Annotated in this window: 9 protein-coding genes and 2 pseudogenes; 4 read left to right on the top strand and 7 right to left on the bottom strand. The window is 69.9% G+C overall.

Translation table 11 applies throughout. The features are described from left to right. The first annotated feature begins 107 nt into the window (after positions 1-107). Entirely contained in the window at positions 108-1,076 is a 969-nt protein-coding gene (locus FPZ47_RS22660; RefSeq protein WP_144955404.1) for an aldo/keto reductase, read from the top strand. 7 nt (positions 1,077-1,083) lie between these two features. Here the strand turns inward: FPZ47_RS22660 and FPZ47_RS22655 are convergent, their stop codons facing one another. The 5 genes and pseudogenes from FPZ47_RS22655 to FPZ47_RS22635 form a co-directional block, all read right to left on the bottom strand. Then, entirely contained in the window at positions 1,084-1,875 is a 792-nt protein-coding gene (locus FPZ47_RS22655) for an SDR family oxidoreductase (RefSeq protein WP_144955421.1), read from the bottom strand. Positions 1,876-1,954: 79 nt separating this feature from the next. Then, the gene (locus FPZ47_RS22650) at positions 1,955-3,712 is read right to left on the bottom strand and encodes a GGDEF domain-containing protein (protein ID WP_144955407.1); all 1,758 of its coding nucleotides are present in this window, start codon (positions 3,710-3,712) and stop codon (positions 1,955-1,957) included. A 139-nt stretch (positions 3,713-3,851) separates the two neighbouring features. Then, positions 3,852-6,002 carry a glycogen debranching protein GlgX gene (glgX, locus tag FPZ47_RS22645; RefSeq protein WP_144955410.1) on the bottom strand — a complete coding sequence of 717 codons (2,151 nt, stop codon included), beginning with the start codon at positions 6,000-6,002 and terminating at the stop codon, positions 3,852-3,854. A gap of 95 nt (positions 6,003-6,097) precedes the next feature. After that, positions 6,098-6,903, bottom strand: a pseudogene (locus tag FPZ47_RS22640) (MDR/zinc-dependent alcohol dehydrogenase-like family protein); the annotation flags it as partial. A gap of 167 nt (positions 6,904-7,070) precedes the next feature. Next, the gene (locus FPZ47_RS22635) at positions 7,071-7,445 is read right to left on the bottom strand and encodes a MerR family transcriptional regulator (protein ID WP_144955413.1); all 375 of its coding nucleotides are present in this window, start codon (positions 7,443-7,445) and stop codon (positions 7,071-7,073) included. Positions 7,446-7,605: 160 nt separating this feature from the next. On the opposite strand from FPZ47_RS22635, the gene FPZ47_RS22630 reads away from it, so the two are divergent. Together FPZ47_RS22630 and FPZ47_RS29805 are read left to right on the top strand one after the other, a co-directional pair. Further along, positions 7,606-8,052, top strand: coding sequence for an Hsp20/alpha crystallin family protein (locus FPZ47_RS22630; protein WP_144955424.1), 447 nt, complete (start codon positions 7,606-7,608; stop codon positions 8,050-8,052). Positions 8,053-8,218: 166 nt separating this feature from the next. Further along, a pseudogene (locus tag FPZ47_RS29805) lies at positions 8,219-8,772 on the top strand (ANTAR domain-containing protein). Here the strand turns inward: FPZ47_RS29805 and FPZ47_RS22620 are convergent. Then, positions 8,769-10,178 carry a wax ester/triacylglycerol synthase family O-acyltransferase gene (locus FPZ47_RS22620; RefSeq protein ID WP_144955416.1) on the bottom strand — a complete coding sequence of 470 codons (1,410 nt, stop codon included), beginning with the start codon at positions 10,176-10,178 and terminating at the stop codon, positions 8,769-8,771. The pseudogene FPZ47_RS29805 and the gene FPZ47_RS22620 sit on opposite strands and share 4 nt — an antisense overlap. A 206-nt stretch (positions 10,179-10,384) precedes the next feature. Here FPZ47_RS22620 and ppsA point away from each other — a divergent pair, with 206 nt between their 5' ends. Next, positions 10,385-12,793 carry a phosphoenolpyruvate synthase gene (gene ppsA / locus FPZ47_RS22615; RefSeq protein WP_144955427.1) on the top strand — a complete coding sequence of 803 codons (2,409 nt, stop codon included), beginning with the start codon at positions 10,385-10,387 and terminating at the stop codon, positions 12,791-12,793. 50 nt (positions 12,794-12,843) lie between these two features. Here the strand turns inward: ppsA and FPZ47_RS22610 are convergent, their stop codons facing one another. After that, a complete protein-coding gene (locus FPZ47_RS22610) occupies positions 12,844-14,178 on the bottom strand; it encodes an ISL3 family transposase (protein WP_144955419.1) in 1,335 nt (444 codons plus the stop codon). Positions 14,179-14,301: the final 123 nt, after the last annotated feature.

The raw sequence follows: 14,301 nt of genomic DNA, 5'->3' as shown, positions 1-14,301 counted from the left end.
CGCCAACTACATCCTCGACAAGATTCCTCAGTAGGTCCTCAGTAAGGTCCTCAGTAAGGTCCTCAGTAAGGTCCTCAGTAAGGTCCTCAGTAAGTAGGGTGGGGCCCATGCACTATCTCGACGTCGACGGGGTCGGCCGGGTCAGCCGGATCGGCCTGGGCACGTGGCAGTTCGGTTCGCGCGAGTGGGGTTACGGGGACCGCTACGCCTCCGGCGCCGCCGGTGACATCGTGCGGCGGGCCCGGGCGCTGGGGGTGACGCTGTTCGACACCGCCGAGGTGTACGGGCTGGGCAAGAGCGAGCGCATCCTGGGCGAGGCGCTCGGCGCCGAGCGGGCCGAGGTCGCGGTGGCCAGCAAAATCATGCCCGTCGCCCCCTTCCCCGCCGTGGTCAGGCAACGCGAGGCCGCCAGCGCGCGCCGGCTGGGCCTGGACCGCATCCCGCTCTACCAGGTCCACCAGCCGAACCCGGTGTTCCCGGACTCGGTGATCATGCCCGGCATGCGCGAGTTGCTGGATCGGGGCAGGATCGGCGCGGCCGGGGTCTCCAACTACTCGCTGGCGCGGTGGCGCAAGGCCGACGCCGCGCTCGGCCGTCCGGTGATCAGCAACCAGGTCCACTTCTCGCTCGCCCACGCCGGCGCGCTCGAGGACCTGGTCCCGTTCGCCGAGCGCGAGAACCGCGTCGTGATCGCCTACAGCCCGCTGGCCCAGGGGCTGCTGGGCGGCAAGTACGGCCTCGACAACCGGCCCGGGGGCGTTCGCGCGCTGAACCCGCTCTTCGGCACCGAGAACCTGCGCCGCATCGAGCCGCTGCTGCAGACGTTGCGCGACGTCGCCACGCAGGTGGGTGCCAAGCCGGCCCAGGTGGCGCTGGCCTGGCTGATCAGCCTGCCGGGCGTTGTCGCCATCCCCGGGGCCTCCAGCGTCGAGCAGCTCGAGTTCAACGTCGCCGCCGCCGACGTCGAACTGCCCGGGGAGTCCCGCGACGCGCTCACCGCCGCCGCCCGCGCGTTCCGGCCGGTCTCGGCCGGTCGCTTCCTCACCGACAAGGTGCGCGAGAGGGTCGGCCGCTGACCCGCCGTCACGACGGGGCGGACTCCACCAACGCCGCGGGGCCGGCGGGCGCGCCCCGGGCCACCACGAGCGGCATCGACGTCGCCGCGTCCGTGCGCAGGATCGTGTGCACGACCTCGATGAGGTCCTCGACGGGCATCAGCTTGCCGGGCATGCAGCCGCGCGAAGCCCACAGCGGGACGGCCTTCATGGCCAGGTCCATGTCCCAGCCGGTGTTCATGCCCGTCGCCGCGTCGCCCTCGCCGCCGGGGCACTCCCCCACGATGAGCGTGGTGAAGCCGATGTCGGGGTGCTCGGCGCGCCACGCCTCCACGAGCCGCTCCAGCGCCGCCTTGCTGACGCCGTAGGCACCCAGACCCGGCCAGGGCGGCCCGAAGGTTCCCGCGTCAGAGGACAGGTAGACCGCCTTGCCGGCCCCCGTGCCGGCCCCCGTGCCGGCAGGGGCCGTCAGGTACGGCACCGCCGCGGCCGTGACCAGGGCCGCGCCGATCACATTCGTGTCGAAGATCCGCCGCCACGTCTCGGCGTCGGTGTCGACCATGCGCACCAGCGGCCCGACGGCCGGGGTGTAGACGAGGTTGTCGATGCCGCCGAGCGCCTCGGCGGCCTCCTGGATGGCCGAACGGCAGGCGGCCTCGTCGGTGACGTCGCATTCCACGGCGATCGCGCCGGCCCCCGCCTCCCGGGCAGCGGCCTCGATACGCTCCCGGCGCCGGGCCAGCAGCGCCACCTGATCGCCACGCCGCGCGAGGCCGACACCAATGCAGCGTCCGAGGCCGCTCGAGGCGCCAACCACCACTGTCCGTGACATATTCACCCTTTTCTGTAACGACTCAACCACTGGCGAGAAACCTACCGGATCGCGGTGCCCCGCCCGCTCAGATGCGGATGACGGTGTTCCGGTCGCCCTGTTTGGCCTGGTACATCGCCGCGTCGGCCCGGGCCGTGAGCGACGAGACCGCCTCGCCGGGCACGGCCATGGTGGCACCGATGCTCAGGGTCGCGAAGATCGTGCAACCGGATTCGCGAATCGGTTCGGCGGCACGCAAGCGAATCTTCTCGGCGATCCGGGCGAGCGCGTCGTCGCTCTTGACGTCGGGCAGCAGGACGAGGATCTCGTCGCCTCCCGTCCGGCCGACGGTGTCGCCTTCGCGGACGCAGTCGCGGATCCGGGCCGCCAGAGTGGTGAGCACGGCGTCGCCGACGCCGTGGCCCCACGTGTCGTTGATGTCCTTGAAGCGGTCGATGTCGCAGAACAGGATGCCCAGGTGTGCGCCCAGGGTCGGTGCCTGGTGCAGCGCGGACTCGAGGCGCTCGATCGCCTCGGCCCGGTTCGCCAGCCCGGTCAGGGCGTCGAACCGGGCCAACCGTTCCAGTCGCTGCTCCGCCTCGACCTGGTCGTCGACGACGCGCAGCGCCGCGATCACCCCGTCGGTGTTGCCCTCGGCGTCGACGTAGGGCTTGGCGTGACTGTCGACCCAGTGGTAGGCGTCGCCGTCGGCGGAGCGGACCCGGAACCGCCGCAGCACCGAGCCGCCGCCGGCGATGCCGCCCAGCGCGGCCACCACCGCGTCGACGTCGTCCGCGTGAATGCGCCTGCTCAGGTCCGCGCCGATCCACTGCTGTGGCGGTCCCCCCAGCGCGGCCTCCACGGACGGCGAGATCCATGCGACCTCGCTGCCGCGCAGGTGGACGATGACGTCCACGGCGTTGTCGGCGAGAATGTGATAACGCGCCTCGGCGTCGGCGCGTTTCTTGCTGAGCAGCTCCTTCTCGATCAGCAGCCGCTGCTCGCGCTGGCTCAGGTAGAACGTGACCGCCCCGGCGATCAGCGTGCCCACCACGATCGACAGGCTCCATTCCGTGGGCTCCCCGATGCCGACCGCCAGGAACGTCGCGCGCGACAGCGCCACGACGACCGGAAAGCCGGCGAGGATCCCCAGCAGCCGGACCAGCGAGCGCCGGTCGGGCCTGGCGAGCAGCCAGGCAAACGGAAACCGGTCGGGGCGTGCCGCGGCCGTGGCGGTGACGAGCAGCAGCAGGGTCAACGCCGTCGAGATCGACTGGCCGCGCGACGGGGTGACGCCCACCAGCGACACGGCGTCGAACAGGTAGGCCGCGACCGAGACGAACGCGATGGCCCCGCCGGCCGCCACGCACACCGCCCAGGCCCCGGAAGTCCCGCGATCCAGCCGCATCAGCGCGACGGCGGCGGCCACGGGCAACACCGCCAACGCCGTCGGCGAGCTCGGGCGCCCCGGCCAGGACCAGTGCAGGGTGCGCACCGTTTCGGTGAACCACACCTCGTCGAGCCCGAACGACCTGCCGGTCGCGGACTCGGCGAGGACCACGGCGGCAAGGATGCCCACCGCCACGGCCAGGCCACGCCCCGCCCACACCCGAGCGCGCGACGGCCGCCCCGATTGCGCCGCGATCGCCGCCGCCAGCGCGGCCAGCCACAGTGCGGTCCACGGCATCATCTGCGGCCAGGCCGGGTTGATCCGCGTCAACGGCTCGATACCGCAAGTCCAGCCCACCCAGTCCAGCGCGGCGACGGCGAGCGCCACCGTGACGGCGGCCCGCTCGTACCGGGCCAGCGATTCCTGCAGACGCACGTCGGGCTGCGGGCTGTCCATAACATCGCCATTGTGCGCAACGAACGAAGGCGGCGCCGTCGAACCGGCGAGATCGGTGGCGCCGTGCAGAAATCTCACACCGTGCGCCGGCGCGCCGGAGCGAGGGGTGACGGCGCGGCACGGGGCCCTTCGGGGCCGGTCAGGCGCCGTCCGGGGCCTGCAACACCACGGCCGTATAGGCCTCCACGGTCAGCTTGGTGCCCCCGGGGACCTCGTCGGCCGGTGTCCTCTCCTCCGGGCCGGTGAACACCACCACCTGCCAGGTGGCCCCGAATTCCTTTGGCGGAAGAGTGAATTCGATCGTCTCGTGGTGGGCGTTGAAGCACAGCAGGAACGAGTCGTCGACCAAACGGTGGCCCCGCGGGTCGCGGTCGGAGATGCCGTGGCCGTTGAGGAACACCGTGACCGACTTGGCGAACCCGGCGCCCCAGTCCTCCTCGGTCATCTCCGCGCCCTCGGGGGTGAACCAGGAGATGTCGGCCAGCCCGTCCTGGCCGCGCCGGCCCAGCGGCTTGCCGGAGAAGAACCGGCGCCGGCGGAACACCGGGTGCTCGGCCCGCAGCGCCGACACGGTACGCGTGAACTCCAGGAGGCCGGCGTCGGCGGAGTCCCAGTCGATCCAGGTGAGCTCGTTGTCCTGGCAGTAGCCGTTGTTGTTGCCGCCCTGGGTGCGCCCGAGCTCGTCGCCGTGGCAGATCATCGGCACACCCTGCGACAGCAGCAGGGTGGTCAGGAAGTTGCGCTGCTGGCGGGCGCGCAGCTCGTTGACGTCCGCGTCGTCGGTCGGGCCCTCGGCGCCGCAGTTCCACGAGCGGTTGTGGCTCTCGCCGTCGTTGTTGTCCTCGCCGTTGGCCTCGTTGTGCTTCTCGTTGTAGGACACCAGGTCGCGCAGCGTGAACCCGTCGTGGGCGGTGACGAAGTTGATCGAGGCCACCGGCCGGCGCGCGGTGTGCTCGTAGAGATCGGCCGACCCCGACAGCCGGTAGGCGAACTCGTCGAGTGTGGCCGGTTCGCCGCGCCAGAAGTCGCGGACGGTGTCGCGGTACTTGCCGTTCCACTCCGTCCACTGCGGCGGGAAGTTGCCCACCTGGTAGCCGCCCGGGCCGACATCCCATGGTTCGGCGATCAGCTTGACCTGGCTGACCGTCGGATCCTGTTGCACGAGTTCGAAAAACGTCGCCAACCGGTCCACGTCGTAGAACTCGCGGGCCAGCGTCGAGGCCAGGTCGAACCGGAAGCCGTCGATGTGCATCTCGAGCACCCAGTAGCGCAGCGAGTCCATGATCAGCTGTAGCGCGTGCGGATGCCCGACGTTGAGGCTGTTGCCCGTGCCGGTGTAGTCCATGTAGTAGCGCTTGTCGTCGTCGACCAGCCGGTAGTAGGCGGCGTTGTCGATGCCGCGCATGCTCAGCGTCGGGCCCAGGTGGTTGCCCTCGGCGGTGTGGTTGTAGACGACGTCCAGGATGACCTCGATGCCCGCCTCGTGCAGGGCGCGCACCATCGCCTTGAACTCCTGCACCTGGCCCCCGGGGGACCTGGAGCTGGAGTACTTGAAGTCGGGCGCGAAGAACCCGATCGTGTTGTAGCCCCAGTAGTTCGACAGGCCCTTGTCGACCAGGGTCGAGTCGTTGGCGAAGTGGTGCACCGGCATCAGCTCGATCGCGGTGACACCGATGCTCTTGAGGTGCTCGACGATCGCCGGGTGCGCCACCGCCGCGTAGGTGCCGCGCATCTGTTCGGGAATGTCGGGGTGCGTCTGCGTCAGGCCCTTGACGTGCGCCTCGTAGACGACGGTGTCGGCGTACTGGTGGTCCGGCGGCCGGTCGTTGCCCCAGTCGAAGTACGGGCTGATCACCACCGACTTGGGCATGCTGGGCGCGGAGTCCTCGTCGTTGCGGCTGTCGGGGTCACCGAAGTTGTAGCCGAACAGGGACTGGTTCCACTCGAAGCTGCCGTCGATCGCCTTCGAGTACGGGTCCACCAGCAGCTTGTTCGGGTTGCACCGCAGCCCGTTCTCCGGGTCGTACGGGCCGCGGACGCGGTAGCCGTAGCGCTGGCCGGGTTCGATACCGGGGATGTACGCGTGCCAGACGAACCCGTCGACCTCGGGCAGCCGCACCCGCGACTCGGTGCCGTCGGCGTCGAACAGGCACAGCTCGACGCGCTCGGCCACCTCGGAGAAGACCGCGAAGTTGGTCCCCGCGCCGTCGTAGGTGGCACCCAGCGGGTAGGCCTTGCCCGGCCAGAGTTCACCGGTGGGCGTGGGGACGGGTACTTCGGCGCTCGTCATGGCGCACTTGATACCCGAGTGGCGCGGCGATCAAACCGGCGTACGGGAATGCTTTGGCAGACAGGGCTTTTGCGGTCGGCCCCGGGGCCGCGCGGTCACGGCTCGAGCAGCACCTTCACCGCGCCGTCCCGCTTCTTCTGGAAGATCTCGTAGCCGTGCGGCGCCTGGTCCAGGGGCCGCACGTGGGTCGCGAACGTGTCCACCCGCAGCGGGTCGTCGTCGGCCAGCAGCGGCATGATGTCCTCCACCCAGCGCTTGACGTCGGCCTGGCCCATCCGCACCGTCACCTGCTTGTCGAACATGACCAGCATCGGGAAGGGGTCCGCCATCCCAGCCGGTCGATTCCGGCGGTCCGCATCAGCCGCTTGGCGACCACGTCGCCCAGCATGCCGGTGGCCTGCTGGGTCAGACGGGCCACCGGGGAGCCGTGCGCCTCCATGCCCACGGCGTCGATGACCGAGTCCGGGCCCCGGCCGTCGGTCAGGTCGCGGATCGCGTCGCCGACCGGGCCGTCCAGCCGGCCCAGGTCGATGGTGTGGATGCCGCGCTGCGCGGCCATGTCCCCGATCGGGCCCAGGCCGAGCACGGCCACCGTGCCACCCGCCGGGATGTCGGCGTGGGCCACGGCCTGCCAGGCGGTCGGCAGCACGTCGGACAGGTAGACGAAGCGCGAATCCGGCGGCCCCTCAGGCACTTTGATGTACGTGAACTGGGCCCGGGGCACCCGCAGCAGTTCGGCCTGGCCCCCGGGCACCTCGCCGTAGAGCTCCGAATAGCCGAACAGCGCCGTCCCCATGCCCTTGTCGCGCACCTGGGTGGTCTCGCATTGGGTGTAGAGCTGCGTGTCGCACATGTGGCAGCTGCGGCACGAGATCCGGAAGGGGATGACCGCGCCGCGACCGCGCCCCCCGTCGTCCCGCCGGGGTCGGACCCGATCAGGTCGCGGTGCGCGCCCCAACCGGACCCGCCGCAGGTACTGCATCGGGGCCATGTCCAGATGACGGCGAAACGCGTACTGCACGGCGCGCGTGGTGGCGTGGACGTGGGCCGCAACGTCGGTGAGCGAGGTCAGGATTGCGGTGGTTCGCCCTGCCGCGCGGACCCGCCGGCCTTCGCCGCGCTGCGCAAGCTGCGGTTGGTGGACCGTAGATCGGTATTGTCCGCGGACAGCGCGGCGTTGTCGTCCTCGAGGGAAAGGATGCGGGCGATGCCGGCCAGGTTGACACCGTCGCCGACGAGGGCGTTGATGCGTTGGAGCCGGGCCAGGTCGTCGGCGCTGTAGCGCCGCGTGCCGCCCTCGCTGCGGGCGGGCGTGAGCAGTCCGTAGCGCTCGTAGAGCCGCAGCGACTGCACCGCGACACCGGAGAGTTCGGCGGCCACCGAGATCCCGTACACGCCGCGATCGGGCGCCGGCGCACCGCTGTCGCCAGGCTGATCGGGCATCGGGGCATCTCCTCGGCAAATCAGTACAGGGAACCTTTAGTACAGGGAACCTGTTTACCACAGTTGCATTAATCTGTCGATTCTGGTATATAAAATCTATGCCGTAAGGCATAGATCAAAGTCATTCACCACAGTAGGTTAGGAGTGAGAGGTGACCGCCATGCTGATGCGCACCGACCCGTTCCGTGATCTGGACCGCTTCACCCAGCAGGTATTCGGCACCGCGGCACGGCCGGCGGTGATGCCGATGGATGCCTGGCGAGACGGGGAGAACTTCGTCGTCGAGTTCGACCTTCCGGGCATCGACGCCGACTCGCTGGACATCGACATCGAGCGCAACGTGGTGACCGTGCGCGCGGAGCGCCCGGCCCTGGACCCGAACCGGGAGATGCTGGCCACCGAGCGGCCTCGCGGCGTCTTCAGTCGCCAGCTCGTGCTCGGCGAAAACCTCGACACCGACAAGATCGAGGCCGCCTACCGCGAGGGCGTCCTGAGGCTGCACATCCCGGTCGCGGAAAAGGCCAAGCCGCGCAAGATCTCCGTCGACCGCGGCGGGCACACGGCAATCAACGACAGCGCCGTCAAACGCGAGGTGATCGACGCCTGAACGACCGGCGGGAACGGCGGCGGCCGCCGCGCGGCAATCCCGGTCGCCGCCTTCCCGTCCGGAACCCACCCGAGCAGGCCGGTTGACCGATGCCGGTTGACCGATGCCGGTTGACCGATGAGGTGGAATCTCAACGGCGACACCGAGTACATCGAGCGGGGAGGACATCGAGCGGGGAGGACATCGAGCGGGGAGGACATCGAGCCTCGCGCACAAACACCCCGACGACCGCGGCCGGGTCGCGGCCACCATCGACCAGATCCTCAACGATCACCAGGCATTCGGCACCCGCCACCGGATCGTCGACACCCGGGGGCGGGTGCGCTCGGTCATCGTCGTCGGGGATCAGCTCTGCGACGACGCCGGCGAGGTGATCGGGGACGCACGGCTTCTACGTCGACATCTCCGCCTCGGCCGGACGGGCGCGGGAGGACCCCGTCAGCGCGAAGCTGGCCCGCATCGGCGAACACTGCGCCGCCATCGAACAAGCCAAGGGCATGCTGATGCTGGTCTACGGCATCACCGGCGACGCCGCGTTCACCCCTGCTCAAATGGCTGTCGCAGGAGACCAACGTCAAGCTGCGGGCGCTGGCCGAGCAGCTCGCCCAGGACTTCCGCGCGTCGGGCGTGGCCGTGGACTCCCGAAAGGACTTCGACCACCTGCTGCTGACGGCACACCAGCGGGCCCACCGCGCCAAGGCGGGCCGGGAAGCGGGCTAGCCCGCCGGCGCCGGGACCCGCCTGCGGCGCCGCGCGCGGCTCGCCGCGACCAGCTGCGCCACCCCGTCCTCGATGCCCGCGGCCAGCGCCCCGACGTCGGACGCGGCGTCGTAGTCGGCGGTGATGCCGAAAACGAACGCGTCGGCGTAGCTGACCATCGCGATGCCGGTGCGCACCCGCAGGGCGATGGGCGGGACCGGCAGGATCTCCAGCACCCGCCGGCCCAGCAGCCGCTGCCGGCCGCGCGGGCCGGGTACGTTGGTCGCCAGACCGACGACGGCGCGTTGCGGCAGCCGCGCCAGTAGCCGAATCGCCCACGCCGAGAAGGCGAACGGTATGTTGCCGGCCGCGGACACCGCCGCGCTGCCGCCCTCGCTCTGTCCGCTGGCCTTGGCCCGGGTGAGGCGTTCGCGCACCAGCCCCAGCTGCCGCACCGGGTCCGGCTCGTCGACCGGCAGCAGCGGCAGCATCGCCGAGACCCGGTTGTCGGTGGCCGCGAAGTGGTCGGCCGTGCGGACCGACACGGGGACCAGGGTGCGCAGCGAATCGTGGCCGGGCCGTTCGCCCCGCTCCAGCAGGATGCTGCGATAGCTGTTCGTGATCGCCGCCAGCGCAACGTCGTTGAGCGTCACACCGAATGCCCGGGACACCTTCTGCAGGTCGGCCAACCGGACCCGGGCTGCGCTGTAGCGCCGCATCGTCGTGAGCGGTCCGTGCAGCGACGACGGCGGGGCCGGTCGCAGCAGGGCGGACGTCAGCTCGGCCGCACCGACGGCGGCGTGTTCGGCCGCCAGGGCGCCCCGCCCGATCTCGCGCAGCCAGCTCAGGGGGTTCAGGTCGATCCTCGCCAGGCTCGCGCCCTGGTGCGCCGGACCTTTGGTGCCGGCGATGTCGGTGGCGAAGGTGCCCCTGGCTAAGGTGCCGGCGTCGAAGGTGCCGGCGTCGTCGCCGAACCTCGCCAGCAGCTGCGTGGTCGCGACGCCGTCGGCGATGCAGTGGTGCAGTTTGGTCAGCACGGCCCACCGGTCGTCGCTGAGCCCCTCGATGATCCAGCAGTCCCACAACGGGCGCTCGCGGTCGAGCCGGCGCTCCATCAGGGCGGCGATCGTCTCGAAGAGCTCGGCGTCGCCGCCGGGGTGCGGCAGCGCGGCGCGGTGCAGGTGGCGGGACAGGTCGAAGTGCGGGTCGTCGACCCATTCCGGTGGCCGCAGGTCCAGCGGATGGGTCCGCAGCACCTGCCTGCAGCGCGGGATCGCCGCCGCCCGCGGCGCGAAGGCCGCGACGAACTCGTCGTAGCCCGGCGCGGGCCCCTCGACGACCGACACCCCGCCCACCGCCAGGCTCACGTGCGGGTCGGCGTCCTCGACCTCCAGGAAGGCGGCGTCCAGGGCGGTCAACTGCTCCATCCCGCCACTCTCCGCCACCGCACCGCCCGTGATCAGGGCCGGAAGTCCTCATCTTCGGTGCCAAACGAAAGCTGTCCGGCGGCACGAGCGGCCATATCGTCATCACGTGACGCCATCGTCATCACGTGACGCCCAAACGGTTTTGCGGCGGATGGGCAACTACGGATGGGCAACGGCGGATGGGCAACTACGCGAAGGAACAGATCATGAGCGGGCTCACCTATATTCGCTTCTTCGAGGAGTTCGGCATCGCCGACGTGCCTCTGGTGGGCGGCAAGAACGCCTCGCTCGGCGAGATGTTCCAGAAGCTGTCGCAGCAGGGCGTCCGGGTGCCGCACGGGTTCGCCATCACCGCCGAGGCCTACAAGCACATGCTGGACCGCGCCGGCGCCTGGGACGCGCTGCACGCCGAGCTCGACGACCTCGACCCCGCCGACGTCACCGCGTTGGCGCGCAAGGGCAAACGCGCCCGCGAAATCGTCTACGGCGCCGGCCTTCCCCACGACCTGGCCGACGAGATCCTGGACGCCTACCGCACGCTGCAGGAGGAGTACGGCGACGAGGTCAGCCTCGCCGTGCGCAGCTCGGCCACCGCCGAGGACCTGCCGACCGCGAGCTTCGCCGGGCAGCAGGAAACCTTCCTCAACATCAAAGGTCCCGAGAGCCTGCTGGACGCGTGCCGCCGCTGTTTCGCCAGCCTGTTCACCGACCGGGCCATCCACTACCGCATCGACCAGGGCTTCGACCACTTCAAGGTCGCGCTGTCGATCGGCGTGATGAAGATGGTGCGCTCCGACCTCGCCTCCTCGGGGGTGATGTTCACCATCGACACCGAGTCGGGCTTCAACGACGTCGTGTTCGTGACCGGCTCGTACGGCCTGGGCGAGAACGTGGTTCAGGGCGCGGTCGACCCCGACGAGTTCTACGTCCACAAGCCGACCTACCAGGCCGGGCACCGCGCCGTACTGCGCCGCCTGATCGGCGACAAGGCGGTGAAGATGATCTTCGTCGAGGGCGGAACGAAACACACGACCCGCAACATCCCCACCCCGAAGGCCGACCGCGGCCGTTTCTGCATCACCGACTCCGACGTGCTCGAGCTGGCCGGCTACGCGTGCACCATCGAGGGGCACTACGGGCACCCGATGGACATCGAGTGGGCCAAGGACGGTCTGGACGGCAAGCTCTACATCGTCCAGGCGCGCCCCGAGACGTCGGCCTCCCAACGCAGCCTGACCACGATCGAGAATTACGTGCTCGAGGGCAGGGACCTCGAAGGAAGGGAGGTGCTCGCCGAGGGCCGTTCGGTCGGCGAGAAGGTCGCCTCGGGCGTGGCCAAACGGATCGAGCACCTCGATCACCTGTCGGACTTCCAACCCGGTCAGGTGCTGGTCGCCGACATCACCACACCCGACTGGGAGCCGATCATGAAGACCGCCGCCGCTATCGTGACCAACCGCGGCGGGCGCACCTGCCACGCGGCGATCATCGCGCGCGAACTCGGCATCCCGGCCGTGGTCGGCGCGGGCGACGCAACCGCGCGCGTGCCCGACGGCGAGGTCGTCACGGTGTCGTGCGTCGAGGGCGACACCGGGCGCGTGTACCGCGGCGAGGTGGGCTTCCACGTGGACCGCACCGAGGTGGCCGACCTGCCGCGGCCGCGAACCCGGATCATGGTCAACCTCGGCAACCCCGACCTCGCTTTCAAGACAACGTTTTTGCCGAACGACGGTGTGGGACTGGCCCGGATGGAGTTCATCGTCAGCGAATACATCAAGGTCCACCCCCTGGCCCTGTTGCATCCCGACAAGGTCGACGACGCCGCGGCGCGCCGCACGATCGACCGGCTCACCTACGGCTACCCCGACGGGGCCACGTTCTTCGTGCAGCGCCTCTCCGAGGGGATCGGCACGATCGCGGCCGCTTTCTGGCCCAAGCCCGTGGTGGTGCGCATGTCGGACTTCAAGACCAACGAGTACGCCAGCCTGATCGGCGGCAGCGGCTTCGAACCGACCGAGGCCAACCCGATGATCGGCTTCCGCGGCGCCTCGCGCTACGCCCACCCGGCCTACGCCGAGGGCTTCGCGCTGGAGTGCCGCGCGATGCGGCGGGTGCGCGAGGAGATGGGCCTCACGAACGTCGTCATCATGCTGCCGTTCGTGCGCCGGGTCGCCGAGGCGGACCTGGTGCTGCAGACGATGGCCGACCTCGGGCTGCGCAGGGGCGACAACGGGCTCAAGGTGTACGCGATGTGCGAGATCCCCAACAACGTCATCCTGCTCGACGAGTTCGCCAAACGCTTCGACGGCTTCTCCATCGGCTCCAACGACCTGACCCAGCTCACCCTCGGCGTGGACCGCGACAGCGAGATCGTGGCCTTCGACTACGACGAGCGCGACGACGGCGTCAAGGAGATGATCCGCCTGGCTGTGGAGGGCTGCCGCCGCAACGGGATTCACTCGGGACTGTGTGGCCAGGCGCCGTCGGACTACCCCGACATGGCCGAGTTCCTGGTGCGCCTCGGCATCGACTCGATCAGCCTGAACCCCGACGTCGTGGTGAAGACCACGCGCCAGATCCTCGAGTTGGAGACCGAGTTCGCGCCGACGCAATAGGCGCGCAGCCGCGGGAGGCGTGCCGACCTCCCTCCCGCCAAAAAACGGCTCTACTGACTTATCCGTGGGTGTTTGTGTCGGCCCGGTAGGGCGGGTCGGTGGCCGCCGAGGGCAAGCATTGCCAGAGCGATGCGCGCTTCCGGGGAGCGGAATCCGAACGCAATACGGGTCAGGAGCCGGATCTTGGTGTTGGTGGATTCGATCAGTCCTTGGGATAGGCCGTGGTCGAGGGCGGCGTCGATGGCCTCGCGGTGTTTCACGATGCGACCGGCCAGCTCCACGAACACGGGGATGCGGCAGCGCCGCGCCCAGGAGATCCACCGGTCCAGAGCCTGCTTGCCTTCCTCGCCCTTGACCGAGAACACTTGCCGCAGGCCCTCTTTGAGGAGATAGGCGCGATAGAGCCGGGGATCGGTCCTGGCGATCCAGGCCAGCTTGGCGCTCTGGCGTTCGGTGAGGTCTTCGGGGTTCTTCCACAGCGCATAGCGGGCGCCTTTGAGCTGGCGGGCCCGCTCATGGCCGGGCCGCGGCGCGGTGTTCTTACCGGGCCGGCCGCGGCCCCACCTGGGCTCGCTGCGCGCCAGCGCCCGCGCGTCGTTCCAGGCCCGGCGCCGCTCGGCGTCCAGTGCCTCGGTGGCCCAGGCCACCACGTGAAAGGGATCGGCGCAGCGGATCGCGGTCGGGCAGCGCTCGGCGACCACGGCGGCGATCCAGTCTGCCGCGTCGGCCGAGACGTGGGTGATCTGCGCACAGCGTTCGGAACCCAACGCATCGAAAAACCGCCGCAGGGTGGCGGTGCCGCGGCCCGGGGCGGCCCACACCAGCCTGCCGCTGTCGTGATCAACCACCACCGTCAGGTACTTGTGGTGACGTTTGTAGGAGATCTCATCGATGCCGATGCGGCGCAGGTCCGCGAACCGGTCGATGCGCTTGTCGGTGTCGGCCCAGACTCGGGCCACGATCGCCCCGACGGTGCGCCAGGCGATGCGCATCAACTCACACACCGCGGTTTTCGAGCAGGCCACCGCCAGCCAGGCCACCGTGTCATCGAAGGCGTGGGTGTGTCCGGCGTGATGGCGCGCCCACGGCACCGCCACCACCGTAGGCCCATGGGCGGGACAGTTCACCCGCGGCGCCTCGGCCTCCAGCACCACCTGCACCGTGCCCCAATCCAAGCCAGGCCACCGGCGCGGGCCCGCACCGCGGTCATACCAGGGCGCCCGGCGCCCACAGCGGCCACATCGACGCGACACCCCACTGCGAGGGCGCACCCGCGCCACCACCAGCGTCTCGCCGTCGGCGTCGTCCTCCTCGACCTCGATGTCTTCAATCACGGTGCGCTGGTCGACACCCAGCAGCGCACGCCATAGCCTCACATTGCGCACGTCGTTGATGGCTCCTTTGGTTCCTGACCTTCGACAAGCCAGAAACCTTAAAGATGTTTCGGTAATTGGGTGAGTCATTTCGCCGGATTCGCCCTGCGGTAGGGGACAATTAGCGTGTGGCAG

Origin of the sequence: Mycobacterium helveticum (genome assembly GCF_007714205.1) — a bacterium.
GTDB lineage: Bacteria > Actinomycetota > Actinomycetes > Mycobacteriales > Mycobacteriaceae > Mycobacterium > Mycobacterium helveticum.
Note: the sequence above shows the minus strand (reverse complement) of the source record. Positions and strands in the feature narration are given on the sequence as shown.